Raw genomic sequence first — 20421 nt, 5'->3', positions numbered from 1 at the left:
TTATGCTCCTATAAATTCTTCAATATCTTGTGGCTCAAACGGCCAACCTAACTCTTGCTGATTTTGGTTATTCAACAGCACAGGAATACGAATACCATATTGTTCAGCGAGTGTTTCATCATCACAAATATCGACCATTTGAAATGGTAGCTTGAGCGATTCTAATTGAGCTTCGGCTAATTCACACAAATGACAACCATCTGTGTGAAATAGAGTTAATAATATGCTTTGCTTATCCACGAGTTAGCATCCAAACATTATGAATATGAGGATTACGTTTGTAATCTTGTGGTAGCAATTTAGCATCTAGGTTTTGAACCTTAATGCCCATTTTCTCAAATGTCGCAATATCCATTTTGAACTTACGCTTGTTGTTGGAGAAAATGATCTGCCCTTCTGGACTTAACATCTTAAATAGCTTACTCAACATATCAACATGATCACGTTGTACGTCAAATGAATCTTCCATACGCTTTGAATTAGAGAATGTAGGAGGATCGATAAAGATAAGATCGTACTCACCTTTTCCTTGCTCTATCCACTGTAAGCAATCCGCTTGTTCAAAATAATATTGCTTGCCAAATAATGAATTCAATGCAAAGTTATCTTTCGCCCAGTTCAAGTAAGTATTCGACATATCAACGGTGGTTACTGACTGTGCGCCGCCTAACGCAGCGTGCACAGATGCAGAGCCGGTATAGGCAAACAAGTTAAGTACTCGTTTATCTTTAGATTGTTCACCAACGAATTTACGAGTTAAGCGGTGATCAAGGAATAACCCAGTATCTAAATAACCAGACAAGTTAAGCTTGAACTGAGCGCCATATTCAAGGGTCGTTAACTCAACCTTTTCTTTTTGCAGTTTATTGTATTGATTAGTGCCCTTCTGACGCTCACGGGTTTTTACGACAATTTTGTCTGGGTGAACATCAACAATATGCGGTAATACTAATAAAATGTCGCTAATACGACGCTTAGTCACTGACTCAGGGATAGAAGAAGGCGCAGCGTATTCTTGCACCACAATGTAATCCACATAGCGATCAACAGCAACATTGTATTCGGGGATATCTGCATCATATAAACGATAGCTATCAATCCCCTCTTTCTTCGCCCACTTAGTTAACTGTTTGATGTTTTTCTTTAAGCGGTTACTGAAATCAGGAGCAACAGTACTCAAATCGGCTGCATGTGTTTCAACTTCGCGACGAGTGCTGTTGGCATATAGGCAATAAATATTGAAACCACATTCAATTGCACCGTTATACATTTTAAGTTGCTTATCAGCTTTAAGCTTAAGCGCAGAAAGCAATTCAATCTCACTACACAGCATGGCAACTTTCCAGCCACCAAAGTTTTGCTTTAGATGAGCACCAATTTGGTAATAAAGTTGTAGAAGATTCGTTTTAGTCCCCAAACGCTCACCATAAGGAGGGTTGGTAACTAAGGTTCCGGTTTCAACTGGAGGTATCGCCTCAAGCGCATCAGCTTGGGTAAATTCGATTAAACCACTAACACCTGCACTCTTGGCATTTCGCTTAGCAATACTTAATACTCTTGCGTCAGTGTCAGAACCAAAGAACTTAAATGAGCAGCGATTGATACCTCGAGAAGCTCTGGCTTCTGCTTCTTTTAAAATCCCTTCCCACATATCCTCTTTATGGCGACGCCAATGCTTAAAGCCGAAATGAAAACGATTGAGTGCTGGTGCAACATCTGCGGCGATCATTGCCGCTTCAATAAGAATTGTGCCACTTCCACAAAATGGATCCATGAGGTCAGTAGGTTCATTTGACCAACCACTTCTAGCAAGCATATTAGCAGCTAGGTTTTCCTTTAATGGTGCAGCACCAGTATTATCACGATAACCACGTTGATGTAGTGCTGGACCAGAAAAATTAATACCAATAGTTAAATTTCCACGGCGGAAATGGGCATCGATACGGAAATCAGCGTGACTACGTGCTACATCAGGGCGCACTTCACCATCATCACGGAATCGGTCTACTACCGCATCTTTGATCTTTAAAGCACCAAACTGAGTATTTTTGATAAAGCCGCCGGTACCGTGAAAATCGATACTAAAGGTACTGCTATTAGAGAAGTGGCTCGGCCAATCAATACAATAAGCAGAGTTATAAAGTTCTTCAGGATTGTTACATGGCACTTTTTGCAGAATGAGTACGATTCGGCTTGCTAATCGACTCCATAACGTAATGCGGTAGCCAAGTTCTAGATCAGCAGAGAAATACACCCCTGCAACACTTTCTTTAACGTCGGTAGCGCCTAGCTGAGTTAACTCTTGAGCTAAGCTATATTCAAAGCCACGAGGGGCCGCTGCAAAAAATTCAAACATGTGGTACTTCAACACCATAAAATAATGCCGAACATTATACCTACTGTATTTCTTAAAACATAAAGAGTTAGCAATAAAATATCGAATAAATGGTAAATCTATGTAATTTGCAGAAAAGAAAGCCAGATCGCCCCATTTTTAAGCAGACGGTTCATATTTTTGAAATATCCCTTGCAACGGAACAGCCACATCGTTATAGTCCACCCCGCTTTAAAGACGGACGCGGGATGGAGCAGCTTGGTAGCTCGTCGGGCTCATAACCCGAAGGTCGTCGGTTCAAATCCGGCTCCCGCAACCAACTCGGTAACGAGTAAGTCTTAAAAGCAAAAATAATCAGTCGCGGGATGGAGCAGCTTGGTAGCTCGTCGGGCTCATAACCCGAAGGTCGTCGGTTCAAATCCGGCTCCCGCAACCAATTATCTAAATTGAAAAGCTGATTATAAAAATACAGTCGCGGGGTGGAGCAGCTTGGTAGCTCGTCGGGCTCATAACCCGAAGGTCGTCGGTTCAAATCCGGCCCCCGCAACCAAATTTTCATTCGAAGAAAACTGTATTTCAAACATCCGGACGCGGGATGGAGCAGCATGGTAGCTCGTCGGGCTCATAACCCGAAGGTCGTCGGTTCAAATCCGGCTCCCGCAACCAATCTAAATATTGTATAACTCAATCTTCTATCTTTTTATCATCTAGTTTTATTGAGTCTAAGTTCGTCAATTTATCCATAACCTCCTGTGTCTTATCATTTTCAACATAGTGATCTTTCCCCTGCATATTGGCAATAAGTTGCTTTGCAATATCGTTATACCCTCTGCTCAACCGTGATTTTATTTCAACGATTTGAGCTTTTGAAATTGTATCTTGTATATTAATGGCTTTATTTATTTTGAAAGAGCCATAATTACCCTCCCAAATTATATCGCCATTTGCCGACTCCAAAATAGCTTTAAGTTGAGGCATAAACAATAAGCCATTTTTATTTTCAAATATTAGACACCAAGGTTCTAGAATCAAACCACCCTTATCAATTCTGGAATTTATTGAAATATTGGATTCATTTAAATCTTGAGATTTTATTAATACTTCATAAAAAGCTTGAGCTAAATCGAAATGTTTTTGTAGCTCACTTTCAAGGGGTTCAGACAAATGCTTCTCATTTGCTAAATCTGATGCAAGCACTCCTACAGGCCCCAAGAATGCCGCAGCACCGTTAAAGGATTGCGACAAATTACCAACAATAAAGCCTGTATCTTTAATTCTGCGCTGTCCTAATGCTAAACTAAAACCACTCCAGTCGATAGATAAGACATTCAATTCCAGCTCTTTATTTGTATTTATTGGTAGAGCACCACCTTTAGGTATTGATTTACAACCTATAGACATTGAAAGAAATAGCATTAAAATTAACAACTTAACGTACATAATTGACCATCCATGAGCTTATGTTTTGATAGGTATAAAAAGCGAGCCATTATCGATAAATACAAAGTTATCTAAATAGGCTTTAAGTTGCCTGATTGCTCAAATGAAGTCAAAAAAACAGACATTGCAGCTATATTACTCCTGTAAAATTTTTAGATAATGCATAATAACAATTACAGCTATAATCCGGAGTATCGGCAACTGCCACAGTTGTTGTAAAATAATGCGCATAAGCCCTTAACCTAAAATAGCCACATTATGTGGCTATTTATAAGCTAATATCTTTGATCAATTATGAGCTTGATGTTCCTGAGTTAACTTATTCATCTTAGGTAATAATGCCAATGAAATCAGGGTACAAACTACAGCCGCAATACCAAGCTTGGTAAACAAATCTGTATAAATAGGTAATGATTGCAAAGGATCGGTAAGGTTTTTCGGAACACTAGCAAAGTTAGCTACAATACCGCCGAGATATTGTGAACTGCCTGATGCAACAAAGTATGCTCCCATCATAAATCCGGCCATTCTGGCAGGAGCATAACGTGCAATCATAGCTAGACCTAATCCAGAAACTAAAAGCTCCCCTAGTGAATATGCTCCATAGCCCCAAATCATAATCCAAGAAGATGTTTTACCATTTACAGCATATTCACCTGCAAATCCGAAAATAAAGAACCCTAACGCGACAACGACAAAACCAAGCATGAACTTTACTGCAATTGGGAAGTTGATGTTCTTTTTATGAACCCAATTATAGAGCCAAGCAAGTAGTGGGCTCAGTAGCATAATCCAAATAGGATTTAACGCCATAAACTGTGCAGGCTGCCAGGTCCAGAGTTTGTGTCCAAATAAATAGAAATTAGCATCGACATTACGTAATGCAAATAAAGCTAGCGAAGTTGACATCTGTTGATAAAACACGAAGAAAAACACCGTTTGCACAGTGAGTATCAACGCAACAATTAATCCTGCTTTTTCTTTGTGATCACTATTCGCAATTAGATAAATAAAAATGCCTAAAATCACTAAAATTGCACCATAGACAAACAAGCGGGCTAATGATTCATAATTTAGGATATAAGCAGAGATAACGACAGTGACTGCTGACATTAGAAGAACAACAAATAAATTAGTGAGATTTAGAGGCTTTTTATCAGGCTCTGAACCATAAAGTTTCAAGGTATGTTGCATTACAAAGTATTGCGCTAAACCAATAAGCAGACCTACACATGAAACACTAAAAGCACCATGCCAGCCAATATCTGTCCCATATTTCTTGGATAAAACTTCTTTGATAACGGGCGAAAGTAACATTGAAACTGTCGAACCGACATTCACTGCCATGTAATAAATCGTAAATGCACTGTCTATCTTGGCATCATCACCGTGATAAATCATACGGACAATGTTCCCAGCGTTTGGCTTGAATAAGCCATTACCAACAACAATAACCCCTAGAGAATAGAAAAGAAACCAAGTGTCTGAAGTAGGAATGGTCATTAACCCATAACCAATGCTGAGAATAATGGCACCCAAGGTCATGGTTCGTTTCGTACCGAGAATTCTGTCACCAACCCAGCCACCAATTGCAGGAGATACATAAATTAGCGCAGCAGCAGCACTCCATACCAAAGTGGCTCTTTTATCTTCAAAGCCTAAACGCTGAACCATGAAATAGACAATTAATGCCTGCATACCGTAAAAACCAAAGCGCTCCCACACTTCGATTAAACAAATAGTTGCAAACGAACGAGTTTGGCTAACGGGTTGTTGACTTTTCTCTGACATTGGCACAGTACCTCAGAAACTTAACCATATACGGTCGATTTTTGTATTCCTATTGCTAACGAGAATGTATATGTTTTTAATACATTTAAGAGCAATAGCGAAGACTCCCCTAATCTGATACTACATTATGCTGAAGGGTAACTAGGTTAATTTGAGTCAATCAAAGACAAGCATCATACAGACATCAAATATTATATCTGGTTGATAAGTTAGGATTTTTTTACAATGTATTTATGAAAGAAAATTAATGAAAGGAAATACAGCAACCATAGAATTTTACAATTTATACAAACTACGCTGCTGCAGTTTGTCTGTTTGTCTGTAATGGAAACAAGCGCTCATTCATGACTTTAATAACATCAAACTGTTTAAGTGTTTTATTTTCTGAAATAACAGCTTCTTCAGAAAGCAACATAATACAAGAAGACTGTATGCCCGCTTCAACTGCTAATACCAATAATTTTTCATTATTGAATTCAGAAACTAAAGTAAAGACCTTGCCATTTTCACTGAACACGCAAGTAGTGCTCGGTTTGAAAAACCAAGATTTTGGCATTTGAGATTGCAACATAAAATGTGCTGCCGTTGCATTTAATGCAATCTGTACAAGACCAGCCTCTGATGCTTTTAACACTTTCTGCAATCTATCAAGAAGATCAATATAAAACCTTGCATGAGCAACATCAAACTCAAGATCCATCAAAGCATCTGGAATTAATTGCTTTTTAGAATAAGGAGTTAAAAACTCATAATCATCTCCAAGAGAAATTCCTAATACTCCATGTGCATCATTATATTTCCATTGCCAGTCCCTTTTTGGCATCAATAACATAATAATTACCTAATGGTTAATATTCGACATCATATTAGTCTAATATTTGTTCACTTTCAAAGCTTTATTTAATAAAAGATAAAGTAATAATTAGATCCAAAAACGCGATCAATTAGATCTAAATTGATCGCACTTTTAATTAGATCGGAAATAAGATCTTATTAATATTTAGATCTATATTTTTCTAATATATCGGCAATTAATTCTGGGCCTTGATATATAAAGGCAGAATAAATTTGAACAAGACTTGCACCAGCATTTATTTTAGCCATTGCATCATGCCCCGATGAAATTCCACCAACCCCAATAATTGGTATAGCTCCATTCAATGCAGTAGACAGCTTAGCGACAACAAGCGTCGAGTCATCAGTTAAAGGTTTACCACTTAAACCACCAGCTTCATTGCCATGCTGCAATCCCTCTACTCCTTTACGAGATAAAGTTGTATTTGTTGCAATCACAGCATCGAATTTATTATTGATCAAAGATTGGGCAATCTGATTAATTTCTTGATCGTTTAGATCTGGTGCAATTTTTAAAGCTAGCGGAACATACTTAATATATTTGCTTTCAAGTTCAGACTGCTTTTCTTTTAATGATAATAATAAATCATCAAGTAATTCACCAAACTGTAATGATCTTAAATCAGGTGTATTAGGTGATGAAATATTCACCGTAATATATGACGCATATGGATAAACTTTTTCCATACAAATCAGATAATCGTCCTTACCATTTTCTACTGGTGTATCTTTATTCTTGCCAATATTTACACCGACAATAATATTAGATTTCTTAGCCATTAAATTTTTAACTAAATAATCAACACCATGATTATTAAAACCCATTCGATTGATAATAGCTTCAGCATCTTCTAAGCGAAATAGTCTAGGCTTATCGTTACCTGGTTGTGGTCTTGGAGTTACCGTACCCACCTCGACAAAACCAAATCCCATAGCAGCAAAAGCATCAATGGCTTCACCATTTTTATCTAAACCTGCAGCTAGGCCAACAGGATTTGGAAAAGTAAGCCCCATTACCTCTACAGGAGTGGATTTCACATTTTGACGATAGAAACAACTAAACGGGCTGTTTGCCGTCTTTTTTAATGAACTCAACGCTAAGTCATGCGCTTTTTCAGCATCCATGTTGAACATGAATTTTTTAGCTAAATTGTAAATCATAGGGTTTCCTCAGCCAAAAAAAGCCCCGGCGGTCGCCAGGGCTATTATTATTTTTACTTTTTATTTGTTGCCTTCGTTATGAAGAACCAGAAGGTTTAATTCTCTTAATGCAACTGAGAACTTAGCAAACTCATGGCCTTGTGAGCTCTTGAAGTCTGCGAGCATGTGGTTCCAACGCTCTAGCAAGTTCTGATGCCCATCAATCCATGTCGTAATGATATCATCGGCTTCACATCCCTGCTCACAACTTGACAATACAGAAGACGTTAATGAACGTTGCTGCCAATCAAGTTCTTCTCGGTATGCTGCACGAGCGAGAGCTTGCCAGTGGTTCGTTACTGGTTGGTTTGTGATTTGCACCAAGAACCAGTGTAACTCTAGTCGAGCACCTAACTTGAAGTAGGTTTCACAAATTAGACCAATAGATTTGTCACTATTATCAGCAATTTGAGCAATATCTAAGCCAGAGAATACAGTACTTAAGTAAGCAATATTCTTCGCAACGTCGCTTGGTACATTCTCAGCAATGAGTGCATCAACATCAGCAGATAATTCTCTAACCTCACTATCAATCATGTAGTTATTGATGTTAGAGCGTAAATCGTCAACTACAGGTTTAAAGAATTCAACCGTTTGTTGGATGCTGTGGCTGCGATTACGGTGACGTAGGAACCAACGACACGCTCGACGTAGATTACGACGTAGTTGATGTAGCATCTCACCTTGTACAATAGCTGGAACAACGAAGTTCAATTCGTCAATCTGGTCGATGACTTCGTTCAGAGCAAAGACTTCGCTAGCAATGGTGTAACAAATGCCAATTTCAGCAACCGAAGCACCTGTTTCATCTTGCATACGTTGAACAAAGTTCAAGCCCATGTTGTTCACAAGCTCGTTTGCAAGTGAGGTTGCGATGATTTCACCACGTAGAGGGTGAGCAGTCATCTTATCGCTATATTGCTCTTGTAATTTCTTAGGGAAGTAATCAACAAGTAGCTTGCTCAGTAATTCATCTTCTGTAATTTCTGGAGTAACAAATTGCTCTTTAAGAACCATCTTAGCGTAAGCAACAAGTACCGAAAGTTCTGGACGAGTCAGTGCTTTACCTGCAGCTAGGCGTTCAGAAAGCTCATCTTCAGTTGGTAAGAACTCTAACGCTCTGTCTAACTTACCTTCTTTTTCTAGGTAATGGATGAAGCGAATTTGCTCTTTAAGCTGCTCAACACCACGAACTTGAGTTACTGTGATAGAACGAGTTTGATCTTGACAGTCTTGAAGTACGATTTCACTTACTTCTTCAGTCATTTCTTCAAGAACACGGTTACGTTGTTTAACCGTTAACTCACCATCGGCAACCAAAGAGTTAAGCAAGATCTTAATGTTTACTTCGTTATCCGAGCAATCAACACCACCAACGTTATCAACGAAGTCAGTGTTCATACGACCGCCATTAGCCGTGTATTCGATACGACCAAGTTGAGTACAACCTAAGTTACCACCTTCACCAATCACTTTAGCGCGGACTTCGTTACCGTTAACACGAATCGCATCGTTAGCACGATCACCCACTTCAGCATGTGTTTCACTGGTTGCTTTAACGTATGTACCAATACCACCGTTCCAGATCAGATCAACAGGCATCTTAAGCAGTGACTTAAGTAGCTCATTAGGCGTCATGCTGCTCTTTGTGGTATCTAACATCTGCTGCATTTCGGCAGACAGTGGAATAGATTTTGCGTGACGAGAGAAAATACCACCGCCTTTCGAAATCAGCTCAGCGTTGTAATCTTCCCAAGTAGAACGAGGTAACTTGAATAGACGGTCACGCTCAACATAGCTAGTCTCTGAATCCGGATTTGGATCGATGAAGATATGCATGTGGTTAAACGCGGCTTGCAGACGAATGTGGCGTGAAAGCAACATACCGTTACCGAATACGTCACCCGCCATGTCACCTACTGCAACACAAGTGAAGTCTGTAGTTTGGCAATCGACACCAAATTCACGGAAGTGACGTTTAACAGATTCCCACGCACCACGTGCAGTGATACCCATCTTCTTATGGTCGTAACCGTTAGAACCACCAGAGGCAAACGCATCACCCAGCCAGAAGTTATATTCTTCTGAGATAGAGTTAGCGATATCTGAGAACGTCGCAGTACCTTTATCCGCTGCAACAACCAAGTAAGGATCGTCTTCATCATGACGAACGACATCAATTGGAGGAACAATGTCGCCGTTAATAATGTTATCAGTGATATCTAGTAGACCGCGGATGAACATGCGGTAACATTCTTGCCCTTCTGCAAAGAACGCATCACGCTCAGTTGGAAGTTGCTTACATACGAAGCCACCTTTTGCACCAACTGGAACAATAACGGTGTTTTTAACTTGCTGTGCTTTAACTAGGCCTAAAACTTCGGTACGGAAGTCCTCACGACGATCTGACCAACGTAAACCACCACGAGCAACCTTACCACCACGTAAGTGAACACCTTCGATACGCGTTGAGTATACGAAGATTTCATAGTGAGGAAGTGGCTTAGGCATCTCTGGGATCAAGTTTGGTTCAAACTTGAACGAGATATAGTCTTTTGGCTGACCGTCTTTTTCTTGATAGAAGTTAGTACGTAATGTCGCGTTGATTAAATCTAAGTAGCGACGAATGATACGGTCGTCATCCAAGCTTGATACTTCGTCTAGACGTAAGTTGATTTGCTCAACGAACTTATCAAGAGTACGAGTTTTCAGTTTAGGATTGAACTTACGGATGAACATTTTCACCAGTAGTTCTGCGATAAACGGATAACGAGTAAAGGTTTCTTCAATATAAGATTGAGAGAAAGTGGCATCAATTTGACGCATGTACTTAGCGTACGCACGAATAACTGAAACTTCACGACCATTTAGGCTAGAAGAAAGCACTAGGCGGTTAAAGCCATCGTCTTCTAATTTCTTCTTCCATACTTGAGCAAGGGCGTCTTGGAAACGATCTTGGCTGTCAGCTAGGTTTTCAGTCGCAGCACCTTGAACGGTCATTAAGAAGTCAAGGATCCAATATGTCGCGCCATCAGTGGTTTTCACTTCATATGGGCGTTCGTTAATCACACGAAGACCGAAGTTTTCAAGCATTGGCAGCACGTCAGAAAGATGGATAGGCTCATCTTTGTGGAACAGCTTTAGACGTACTTTGTTGTCATTCAACGCCGCTTCTTGTGGTTGATAGAATAACATTCCAAGCTGGTGATCTTCTGATAGCGCTTCAAGTTGCTGTAAATCAACAACTGCAGAGCTTGGAAGTACATCTTCTTTATAGCTTGGTTGGAAAGCGTTCAGGTAACGCTTGTTTAAAGCATTACCCTGCTCTTCACCTAAAGAGCCATTAAGTGCCGCTTGTAGTTTATCTTCCCATGAGCGAGCGGCTTCGATAAGGTTTCTTTCAATTGCTGCCACGTTGACATCCATATTGTTGTTTTCAACTTTAACGATGTAATGCGTTCTTGCTAAAGTTGATTCAGAGAAGTAGGTAGTAAATTGTACTTCTTCTTTACTTTTAAGATGTTGAGCCAAAATACGCTGAGTATCTTGACGCAATTTAGTGTTATATCTGTCTTTAGAAACATAGACCATGCATGACAAGAAGCGCCCAAATCCGTCTTTACGAACGAACAGCTTCAACTTGTCGCGGTCTTGCATCTCAAGTACACCTTGAGCTATGTCCGCTAGTTCTGGCTCACGAGCTTGAATGATCTCGTCACGCGGTAAGTTTTCAAGGATGTTTAAAAGGTTTTTGTAATCGTGTGAACGAGGAACCAAACCTGAGCCTTCAAGTACTCGGGTAACCTTCTCATTCAACATCGGTATTTCACGCGGACTACGGTTATAAAGTGTAGAAGCGTACAAACCGATAAATCTGTCTTCGCCAATTACTTTTCCTGATTCGTCATAGCGCTTAATACCTACGTAATCGATATAAGCAGGACGATGAACACGACTCTTGCTGTTTGTCTTAGTAAGGATCAACAACTTATCGTCTAACGCTTCTTTACGAGCTGTTTCAGAGAATGTTGAAAGCAACAGACCTTTAGGCTTTTCTTGCCCCGGCTTGTTCATCAGACCTAAGCTTGAATCCATTTCAGCATTCAGCTCTAAATCACCTTGTACAGCACTTAGAGTATATCGACGATAACCTAAAAGAGTGAACTGATGATTCTTTAGATAATCCAAGAAACGAATTGCTTCATCTAAGTCTGATTTGCTGCCAGGGTATGGTCTAGTTGGCAGTTCTTTAATGATGCAATCTAACTTGTCAGTCATTGGTTGCCAGTCTTTAACAGCAGCAACAACGTCAATTAGAACTGTCTCGATCTCTTTCTTAAGAGCGATGATTTCTTCTTCGCTTGTCTGGCGGTCAATTTCAATTAAGAATACAGCGATTTTTTCGTTATTTTCTGTATTAGCGTCGATTTGACTAATGTCGCTTACAACTTTTTCGCCGCGTTCAATTGCAAGAGGCGTATGCAGCATCATATGAACAGTGATATCCATACGATTTAACAACATACCTACCGAATCAACCAAAAACGGCATGTCTGGAAGAATAATTTCAATAATTGAATGGGTTGATTGCCAGCCATGCTTTGACTGGTTCGGATTAAATACTCGTAAATGAGTATCTCCAATAGAAGTCTTATTAAGAGCATTCCACAAACTTAGAACGGCACCGTATAAATCACTATCATTACGGGCATGCAAATCATCTTTAGACATGTGGGCATAGAGGTGATTAGCAAAGTGTTCAACTTGTTTCGCTTGTGAATGGGGGACTTTGGAGTGAATCAAACTGATTACATTTTCAAGTAATACTGAAGGCATTGCATCTTTCAAAGCCATTTTGCTGTTTCCTTAGGCGTCTATGGCAGCGCTTTATTATGATTAGGATGCGGAAAAAATCCGAAGTAAATTATATTCTCGACACTTTGAAATACACTAAAAAGCTCGTTCTCGAAGCATCACGAATATCTGATGTCTAATATCTTTACTTAATGGCGAAGTTTATTACTTATTGCGACACTTTTCGAGGAAAATTTGTGATGAAAGCACACTAAAATAACGGTTATTTGTGGACTGGATCACAAGTTATGAGCAAACAAGCACAAAAAAAGATTTTATATGCATTTAGGAAAGAAGGTATGACCAGAACCCCTGCCACAACTGACTAAGACAGTGCTTAAAAGGTAGAATTTTTCGAACCAAATAATTATTAACCTCAAGCTTTTAGGAAAAATTTTGATGAATCAGTCTGAATGGAATCAATAAGCTATTTTACAAGCGTAATAGCTCAATAAAACCACCGTTAGAATCAAGTCTTAATTTAAATCGTCCTTGTATCCCAGATGCAGTGACAAAAGGTCTGAAATAACGTGCATTAATTTGAAGGTGGCGACCTTTATCATCCACCACCTCAATATGTGTTGCCGCTCCTTGATAATATGTTAAATACTGCCTAGCGGTAATTGAAACTGAAAACTGTGCTTCCATGGGTGAAAAATTAGTGTTCCTGATATCTGGACTGTACCAAAGTATTTTTCGCCAATCTTAACAGATCTGAATAAACACCACGAGCCGTGACTTGTGCTCCAGCTCCTGCTCCACAAATCACTAGCGGATTTTCACCATAGGATTCAGTGTAAATTTCAAAAATTGAATCAGAACCACGCAAGCTACCAAGAGAGGTATCACTTGAAACCACATCTAATTTGACTTCTAAGGTTTTATTTTCAACATCTAGCTCACCGACATATCGTAGTACCTCTTGACTACCCGCTAAATTTCGCCGAGCAGAGAAATACTCATTCAATTTTAATTCTGCAGCCAAAAACTCCTCTGCACTTCCTTCTCTTAAAGATTCCGGAATGAGGTTTTCAATTTGAACATCCTCAAGGTTATTGGTTAGGTCAAGTTCTCGAGCTAATATCAACAACTTACGACCAACATCATTACCAGATAAATCTTCACGAGGATCGGGCTCAGTTAATCCTCCATCTATCGCTTGCTGTAAAACCGTATAGAAATCGACATCACTGTTTGAGTAAGTATTGAAAATATAACTTAAAGAACCAGAAAAGATGCCTCGAATACGCTGGATTTTATCTCCTGATGTGTGTAGAAGCTTAATAGTATCAATGAGTGGCAACCCTGCCCCCACATTGGTTTCATATAAAAAATTACCATTATGCTCGACCAATAATGAACGTAAGTTAGAATAGAACTCATAGTTTTGAGTGTTTGCATGCTTGTTAGAAGCGATTAAGTCAAAACCACTTTCAATCAATTTAGGGTACTCATGAACCAAGGTTTCGCTAGCCGTGTTGTCTACCATCACAACATTTTCAAGGTGCTTTTCTTCAACGAATTTGACTACATCATCAAAAGTGCAGTTTTCTAGGCCATCCACACTTAGATCTGTTAACCAGCTTTGACCAATTCCTTCTTCTGATAACAACAAGCGTTGACTATCTGCTATACCAAAAATATTAAGCACAAGACTATTACGCTCTAATAGTCTTTGCTGCGTCTGCAGCAATTGCTCAACCAACGCACTACCAACATTCCCTTTCCCTAACAGTAGAACGTTTAGTTTTTTCGCAACTCCAAAAATATGGCTGTGGATCACATTAGCCGCTTTCTTAACATCTGCCTGCTTCACAACCAAAGATAAATGTTCACCGTTAATCGTATTGGCAAGGATGTAAGGATTAATTTTATTTCGATTAAGAGTGCTGTAAATTTGCTCAATAAAATTTAAGTTCTTACCGATAATAGAAATTACTGCGACGTCTTTATTAGCTTTAATATTCTCAATATCAACGAGCTCTAGTTCTTCTTTAAATTCCCTAAGTAAGGCCCGATTCGCCTTGTCGGCATTATTCAAGTCAACAATAAAGCCTACGCCACGCTCAGATGAAGCCTGAGAAATTATGCGTACACTGATGTTTTCACGGCTTAATGAACTAAAAATTCTCCCATCTATCCCAACCTTACCGAGTAGACCTCTGCCCTCTAAGCTGATCAATGCAACGTCTTCAATTATTGAAACGGCCTTTACTCCATTACCATCGCCAACAGCATCAATTAAAGTGCCTGCATCCTTTGGCTCTAATGAATTTAAAATTCGAATTGGAATTTTTTTCTCAACTAAAGGCAGGATGGTTTTGGCATGAAGTACCTCTGTACCAAAGTTTGCTAGCTCGTTAGCTTCTCGATAGGATAAATTACGTATGATTTTGGCATTGCTTACTAGATCAGGATTAGCTGAATAGATGCCATTTACATTAGTCCAGTTCTGAACTTCATCAGCATCCAGAAAGTTAGCTAATAGTGTGGCCGAATAATTACTGCCATTAATACCTAAGGTAGTTGTTTGCCCTTGAGCATTTGAAGCAATAAATCCCGTTATAACCTCAATCGTATCACTTGCTGGGTCTTTGAAATATTCTTTGGTTTGACGTTTGGAAAGATCAATTAAAACTTGAGTTTCACCATAACTGTCATCAGTTTTAATAAATTGTCTTGCATCTACATATCGAGCTTTCAAATTGTTTTGATTCAAAATATAAGTGACGGTCTTACAACTGATAATTTCACCAAAAGCCAGTAATCTATCTTTTATTTTTAACGAATACTCTCCTAGTAAGGCTACACCAGCCAAAATACGCTGTATTTCGTCAAATTCAGTCGCTAAATCAACTTCACAGTGGGTTAAATATTGGTAATCAATAAACTCTGCAAGTTTGGCTTCATAGGGTTGGCTTTGAGCCGCTAACTCGAGTAAATCATTTAAGTTCTTTGTTGCTTGCCCCCTTGCTGATAGAACCACAAAGATTTTGCCTTTAGACGCAGCAGCTTTAATAATTTCAATCGCAGATTCTAGAGGTTTTCCATTTGCTAAAGACTTCCCACCAAATTTTAAAATCTTCATTTCCACTTCCTGTTGTTCATCATCTAAACGTCGATAAATCAACAATAAACAAAACACACCTAGAAGTCTAGCCATCTATAACTATTTTGTATGATAAAAAGAAGATATAAAAAAAGGCCAAGTAAACTTGACCTTTAAAGTGATAAATGGAGTGAAATCAGGAGTTTTTACGCCAAAGCGCGAGAAACTTTCTCAAACAGATCCTTTGATAAATCAGGTAGAGCCATTAACTCTTGCAAGCAAGCTTTAATATGCTGTTGGCGCCCTTGATCAAATTTCGAGAATTGAATCAATGGTGTAATAATTCGAGCGGCTACTTGAGGGTTAATGGTATTTATCTTCTTCAATATTTCAGTCAAATACTGATAGCCACTTCCATCAGCTTTGTGGAAATGCTCAACATTACCCACAGCAAAACTTCCAATGAGAGAGCGAACACGATTCGGATTGTTAAAACTAAACGCCTTGTGTGTGGTTAAAGCTTTGATTTTATCAATAACCTGTTCTGAATCTTGAATCGCTTGCAAAGTAAACCACTTATCCATGACTAATGGCGTATCTACCCACTTATTCTCAAAGTGAGTCATTAAGCTATCACGATTAGAAAGGTTTAAATCACTAGAAACTTTCAATGCTCCCAGAGAGTCGGTCATATTTGTCGCAGACTGATATTGAGTTTCAACTAATGCTTCGTATTCTTCATTAGCAACACATGCCCAAGCCAAACACTCATTTTTTAATGCTCTGGCGCTCGCATTATCTTTGCCTTTTGAGGCATGATAGCGCGCAACGACTTCATCTTCACACCCTACAGCCAATTCATCTTTTACAAAACGACGAGCTATGATTAATGCATCTAGGTCAACAGTCTCAACTTGTTCAACAAGAGAACTTATCGATGGAACGGACATCACTTCGGCAATCAGCTCTTCATCTAGGTTTTCATCAAGAATAACGCCCTTGAAAGCATCTTGAACTATGGAGTTCAGTTGCATGGTTTTGCCTTCTGATAATGCTTTAACATTATCCCATACAGCTTTACTGAATAATGATACCGACGCTTCCCAACGTGCGACTTCACTATTTGCATAGCGCATTAAATGGGCAAGATGTTCGTCTTCATACTGGTATTCGAGTTTTACTGGTGCTGAAAAATCTTGCAGTAACGAAACCACTGGTTTTTGTTCTAGACCATCAAATGTAAATGTTTGCTTATGCTCGGTAAAGTTAAGGACTTTTGAAGTAATACTGTTACCTTCAGCGTCGAGTAACTCAACATCAAACGGAATGTGCATAGGCAAATCATTATTACCCGCAATCTCTGGGCGAGACTGAGTCAAGGTTAATTGATAACTGCCATTTTCGAAGCTTTCGTTTACCGCTACGGTTGGCGTGCCAGCTTGGCTGTACCATTGGCGGAACTGTTTTAAATCAACACCAGAAGCATCTTCCATTGCCGCGACAAAGTCATCGCACGTTACAGCTTGACCATCATGACGCTCAAAATATAACTTCATTCCAGCTTGGAATTTCTGTTCGCCCAATAATGTGTGCATCATACGAATAACTTCAGCACCTTTGTTATAAACCGTCACAGTGTAGAAGTTATTCATTTCAATGACGGACTCTGGGCGAATCGGGTGTGCCATAGGTCCTGCATCTTCAGCAAATTGATGATTACGGATAACTTGAATAGCTTGAATACGGTTTACAGGACGAGAGCCAACATCAGAACTGAATTCTTGATCACGGAATACCGTTAACCCTTCTTTTAAACTCAATTGGAACCAGTCACGACAAGTGACACGGTTACCCGTCCAGTTGTGGAAGTACTCATGACCAATTACAGACTCAATGCCATGGTAATCATCATCAGTAGCGCTTTCTTTATCCGCTAACACATACTTAGTGTTAAATACGTTCAGACCTTTATTTTCCATTGCACCCATGTTGAAGAAATCAACAGCGACAATCATGTAAATATCTAAGTCATATTCAAGATCAAAACGCTCTTCATCCCATTTCATGGATTTCTTTAGCGATTCCATTGCATGGTGAGCTTTATGTAAGTTGCCTTTATCAACAAATACTTGCAGTTTTACATCACGACCAGAACGAGTAATAAAATTATCTTCTAATAGATCAAAATCACCTGCTACTAGAGCAAAAAGATAACTTGGTTTTGGGAAAGGATCTTGCCAGCTTGCAAAGTGACGTCCGTTTTCTGTGTCCCCTTTTGCGGTTAAATTACCGTTACTCAGTAAAAACGGAAATTCGGCTTTATCAGCTTCAACTCGTACATCAAACTTAGCCAAAACATCAGGGCGATCTAGGTAATAAGTAATACGACGGAAACCTTCGGCTTCACACTGTGTGCAATAAGCACCGTCTGACATATATAAACCTTCAAGCGCCGTATTTTCAGCAGGCTTAAGATGAGTAATGATTTCTAGCTCAAAATTATCGAGTTCAGCCTCAATAAAAAGTTGCTTATCTTTGACTTGGTGAGTGGCTGATTGCCCGTTAATTTTAACACTCACTAATTCAAGCTCGTCACCTTCAAGTACTAATTGAGTGGCTTGTTTTGATTTTCTTTCAACTTGACTGACCGCTACCACTTCTGTGGTTGGGATGTTCAGCTGGAAGTCTAATGATAAGTGATTAATCGTGTAATCTGGTTGCTTATAATCTATTAGGTACTTAGCCTGAAGTTCTGACATGATTACCCTCTTTCGTTATTTAGTATTGTTAATTTGTATGAAACCAAAAACGCGCCGAAGCGCGTTTTTAAATGTTGTTCTGGTTGAAGCTTAGTTCTTTTTCAAGTCATCGACTAAATTGAGCGTGATGTCTGCTGTTTGCTCAAGCAGTACATCTGGCAGCTCATCTTTTTCATCAAGCTTAGCCAATTCATCTAAATCTTTAACTGGCTTTTTGCCCATGGCAATTCGTCTTTCGTTGGCACGCTTTAACGCTTTAGCGTCTTCTTCTTCCTGCTGTGCTTCTCGCTCTGACTCAACAAGTGAAACGCTCTTTTCATCACGGTGTTTGCGGAATTCAGCAATATCTTCTTTGATATATTCGAATTCAACATTCCCCTTAACACGCTGCTGATATTTAGCGATTAAATCTTTGATGATTTTAGGCGTAATATCATTCACTTTGTTGTAGTTTGCTACAGGAACTTGATCCCAAGGCAATGCATTGTCTTCTTTAGACTCACCATATTCACCCGGCTTTAAAGCACTTGGGTACATGATATCTGGGGTTACGCCTTTTAGCTGAGTACTGCCACCATTAATACGATAAAACTTAGCAATGGTGTATTGCACATGTCCAATTGGCTTTTGATACATATCGTAAATACGAGATAATCCACGATGTTGCTGAACCGTACCTTTACCAAAGCTTGATTCACCAACAATTAATGCTCTGCCATAATCTTGAAGTGCTGCTGCGAAAATTTCAGAAGCTGATGCGCTGTTACGATTAATCAAAACCGTTAGTGGACCATCGTATAAGGTCACACCATCATTATCACGATTCTCAACGATTTTACCATTGGCATAACGAACCTGAACTACAGGTCCCATATCAATGAATAAACCAGTTAGTAACGTCGCTTCAGTAAGTGCACCACCACCATTATCACGTAGATCAATGATGATACCTTCAACTTTCTTTTTCTTAAGCTTGGCGAGTTCTTTAGCTACATCACGAGAAAGATTCATATAAAAACCAGGAATAGTGATAACACCAACCTTACGGTTTTTAAACTGTGGCGAATCACCTTCAATTACCTTAGAGCTTGCAGCGCGGTCTTCTAAACGGATCTTGTCACGCGTAATGGTAACTTCGATAGGCTTGGCATTAGAGCCTGCTTTTTTCTGCAAGATTTGCAGAGTAACTTTACTACCCTTAGGCCCTTTGATCTTATCGACGACATCATCTAAACGCCATCCGATAACATCGATAATTTTTTCACCTTCTTGCCCTACACCAATGATTTTATCACCGTCTGCAAGCTTACCGCTTTTGGATGCAGGACCACCTTTAACTAGGCTACGAATCACTGTGTAATCATCGTCTTGTTGTAAAACGGCACCAATACCTTCAAGGCTCAAATTCATTTCTTGCTGGAAACGTTCGGCATTTCGAGGTGAAAGATAACTGGTATGAGGTTCAACAGTGCGAGCAAATGCATTCATAAACATTTGGAACACATCTTCACTGTTAGTTTGTGACAGACGCTTTAAGGCATTGTTGTAACGCTTAGTTAAAACCTCAACGATTTCAGGCCATTTTTTATCTGTCATGGCTAGGTTGAGCGCATCAAACTTTACACGTTCACGCCATAATTCGTGAATTTCACTTTCACTTTTTGGCCAAGGTGCATCTTCGCGATCGTAAACATACTTATCACCGGCTTTCTCAAAGTTAAATGGCTTTTTTACATCCAACAGTGATAATGCGTAAACCAAAGCATCATAGCGACGCTCTTGGGTTACGTCATACATTTTATAAGCTTTGCTTAGATCACCGCTTTTCAGCATATCATCAAAGTCGTCTTGATATTGTTTAAAACCATCAACGTCTTTTTGGGTTAATACATTGCGACGGGAATCTAGATAAGATAAATAACGATCGAAAATTTGCTCAGAAAAAGCATCATCCAGCACAAAATGGTGATAGTGAGAACGTAAAAACAAATCTGTAACACGCTTACTTGCAACTTTGTGCTGAGGTTCTTGCTTTAGTTGGGGTAACTCGCTGACTTGAATTTTAGGAGCTGTGGCTCCAACATTAAATCCGACCAACAGTGCGGCCAGAGTCACGGCCAGTTTAATTTTTCGCATCA

Annotated in this window: 11 protein-coding genes and 4 tRNA genes; 4 read left to right on the top strand and 11 right to left on the bottom strand. The window is 39.4% G+C overall.

From position 1 onward, the window contains the following. Together E2H97_RS07960 and rlmKL are read right to left on the bottom strand one after the other, a co-directional pair. On the bottom strand, positions 1-240 hold the full coding sequence (locus E2H97_RS07960; protein ID WP_170308263.1) for a glutaredoxin family protein: 240 nt from the start codon (positions 238-240) through the stop codon (positions 1-3). Then, a complete protein-coding gene (rlmKL, locus tag E2H97_RS07955) occupies positions 233-2356 on the bottom strand; it encodes a bifunctional 23S rRNA (guanine(2069)-N(7))-methyltransferase RlmK/23S rRNA (guanine(2445)-N(2))-methyltransferase RlmL (protein ID WP_133406653.1) in 2124 nt (707 codons plus the stop codon). Before rlmKL ends, E2H97_RS07960 begins: the two co-directional genes overlap by 8 nt. A gap of 221 nt (positions 2357-2577) precedes the next feature. On the opposite strand from rlmKL, the gene E2H97_RS07950 reads away from it, so the two are divergent. The 4 genes from E2H97_RS07950 to E2H97_RS07935 all read left to right on the top strand — a co-directional run bounded on the left by E2H97_RS07950 (position 2578) and on the right by E2H97_RS07935 (position 3001). After that, positions 2578-2654 (top strand) — tRNA-Met (locus E2H97_RS07950). Positions 2655-2694: 40 nt separating this feature from the next. Beyond that, positions 2695-2771: transfer RNA gene (locus tag E2H97_RS07945), tRNA-Met, on the top strand. A gap of 37 nt (positions 2772-2808) precedes the next feature. After that, positions 2809-2885: transfer RNA gene (locus E2H97_RS07940), tRNA-Met, on the top strand. A 39-nt stretch (positions 2886-2924) separates the two neighbouring features. Further along, positions 2925-3001 (top strand) — tRNA-Met (locus E2H97_RS07935). Positions 3002-3019: 18 nt separating this feature from the next. On the opposite strand, the gene E2H97_RS07930 is transcribed toward E2H97_RS07935, so the two are convergent. The 9 genes from E2H97_RS07930 to prc all read right to left on the bottom strand — a co-directional run bounded on the left by E2H97_RS07930 (position 3020) and on the right by prc (position 20419). Then, positions 3020-3775, bottom strand: a complete 756-nt coding sequence (locus E2H97_RS07930) for a hypothetical protein (protein WP_133406652.1) — start codon at positions 3773-3775, stop codon at positions 3020-3022. Between the two features lie 288 nt (positions 3776-4063). Then, positions 4064-5566: a peptide MFS transporter gene (locus tag E2H97_RS07925; RefSeq protein ID WP_133406651.1), complete on the bottom strand. Its 1503-nt coding sequence runs from the start codon at positions 5564-5566 to the stop codon at positions 4064-4066. 292 nt (positions 5567-5858) lie between these two features. Further along, positions 5859-6398 (bottom strand): cell division protein ZapC, encoded by a 540-nt coding sequence (locus E2H97_RS07920; RefSeq protein ID WP_133406650.1) that lies wholly within the window; start codon positions 6396-6398, stop codon positions 5859-5861. A 161-nt stretch (positions 6399-6559) separates the two neighbouring features. After that, positions 6560-7582: a quinone-dependent dihydroorotate dehydrogenase gene (pyrD, locus tag E2H97_RS07915; RefSeq protein WP_133406649.1), complete on the bottom strand. Its 1023-nt coding sequence runs from the start codon at positions 7580-7582 to the stop codon at positions 6560-6562. A 60-nt stretch (positions 7583-7642) separates the two neighbouring features. Continuing rightward, positions 7643-12475: an NAD-glutamate dehydrogenase gene (locus E2H97_RS07910; protein WP_133406648.1), complete on the bottom strand. Its 4833-nt coding sequence runs from the start codon at positions 12473-12475 to the stop codon at positions 7643-7645. 432 nt (positions 12476-12907) lie between these two features. Continuing rightward, positions 12908-13123, bottom strand: a complete 216-nt coding sequence (locus E2H97_RS07905; RefSeq protein ID WP_133406647.1) for a DUF2835 family protein — start codon at positions 13121-13123, stop codon at positions 12908-12910. A 10-nt stretch (positions 13124-13133) separates the two neighbouring features. Then, positions 13134-15638, bottom strand: a complete 2505-nt coding sequence (gene thrA, locus E2H97_RS07900; RefSeq protein WP_218938241.1) for a bifunctional aspartate kinase/homoserine dehydrogenase I — start codon at positions 15636-15638, stop codon at positions 13134-13136. 92 nt (positions 15639-15730) lie between these two features. Continuing rightward, entirely contained in the window at positions 15731-18283 is a 2553-nt protein-coding gene (pepN, locus tag E2H97_RS07895) for an aminopeptidase N (RefSeq protein WP_133406646.1), read from the bottom strand. Positions 18284-18373: 90 nt separating this feature from the next. Continuing rightward, positions 18374-20419, bottom strand: coding sequence for a carboxy terminal-processing peptidase (gene prc / locus E2H97_RS07890; RefSeq protein WP_133406645.1), 2046 nt, complete (start codon positions 20417-20419; stop codon positions 18374-18376). Positions 20420-20421 lie beyond the last annotated feature (2 nt).

Source organism: Parashewanella tropica (genome assembly GCF_004358445.1).
Lineage (GTDB): Bacteria > Pseudomonadota > Gammaproteobacteria > Enterobacterales > Shewanellaceae > Parashewanella > Parashewanella tropica.
The sequence above is the reverse complement of the archived record's forward strand: the minus strand, read 5'-3'. Positions and strand labels throughout refer to the sequence as shown.